Genomic DNA, 1,348 nt, shown 5'->3' on the forward strand with positions numbered 1-1,348 from the left:
CCACGCCCCCCGACCTCCCCGCGAACGTACGCCGCGACCGCCTCGTCGCCCTCCTCGTCGCCGCCCCCGTGATCCTCGCCTGCACCGCCCTGCGCCTCGACGCCTCCCGGATCGAGGGCAACGCCGCCGACGCCCACCGCGCCGACAAGTGCGCCGAGGCGATCTCCGATCTCGACGGCCTCTGGTTCGGCCACCGCCTCGCCGACGCCCCGCTGACGGCCCGCGCCGAGGAGAGCACCGAGGCGTGCGAGCTGCTGCTGAAGGCGGAGCGCCAGGCGGGCGGGGACCGGGTACGCGGCGCCCGCACCCTCAAGGCGTACGCCGAACACCCCGGCGCGCTCTGGGACGGCGCCGACAGCCGCCGTGCCGACCTCTTGCTCGCCCAGGCCGGGGACGAGCTGGAGGCCGGACTGACCGGCGACACCGACGCGCTGAGCGCGGGTTTCGGCCATCTCGCCACCGTCCTGGAGGACTACGAGGGCGACGACGACGGCGGCGAGGACCGCCGCGATGACGTGAACGACGCGCTGGACTGGTTCCTCGGGGAACTGCCCACCCATGACGCCTGCCAGACCAAGGAGGTCACCGACTGGCTCGGCGCCCGCAAGACCGCGGAGGGCGACGGCCTGGCGCGCGCCGCCGACGTCGTCCCCGAGGTCGCGCCCGCCGCGATCGTCGACTGCGGCGACGCGCTGATGGCCGACGACACCTGGAAGCAGGCCCGCACCCAGTACGAGCAGCTCCTCGACGAGTACCCCGACAGCGAGCTGGCCGGCGCGGCCGAGGACGGCGTCGAGCGCGCGGACCTGGCCATCCAGCTCGACAACGTACGCGGGCTGCTGAAGCCGGGCCCGTACGGCGAGAAGCCGGAGTACTGCGACAACCCGGCCCCGTACCGCGGCGCCAAGGCGTACCGCGGCGACGGCCCGCACCGAGCGATGCTCATCGGCCAGAGCAAGCACCGCTCGAAGCTGCCGTCCTCCTGGCTGGCGAAGGACCCGGAGGACGCGGTGGCGATCATCTGCGCGGGCTCGTCGAAGCACGGCGACACGGTGGCCAACTGCCCGTACGAGGACGATTCCGGCCTCGCCGTCGGCGGGTTCCAGAACGTGGCGTTCAAGAACCGGGACATCCCGGTCCGGGTCTACGAGCTGCGCACCGGCAAGCTGGCGAAGAAGACCACCGTCGAGATCGGCGGCGCCACGTGCCCGGCGGTGCTGGAGTACACGTACTACGGCGTCGACCCCGGCCCGCCGTCCGAGGTGTACGTCAAGTCCTCGGAGTCCGACGTGCGCGCGGGCTACGAGCCGCTGATCTATCCGTGAGGACCACCCCTGGAAGCCGGGGC

At 73.1% G+C, this 1,348-nt stretch carries 1 protein-coding gene; it reads left to right on the forward strand.

All coding sequences use genetic code 11. The annotated features are described in order from the left end of the window. On the forward strand, positions 1-1,325 hold a 1,325-nt coding region (locus H5J30_RS33625; RefSeq protein WP_181791553.1), incomplete at its 5' end, for a tetratricopeptide repeat protein. Between the last annotated feature and the right edge of the window lie 23 nt (positions 1,326-1,348).

The sequence above is a fragment of the Streptomyces phytophilus genome (assembly GCF_013870535.1).
Lineage (GTDB): Bacteria > Actinomycetota > Actinomycetes > Streptomycetales > Streptomycetaceae > Streptomyces > Streptomyces phytophilus.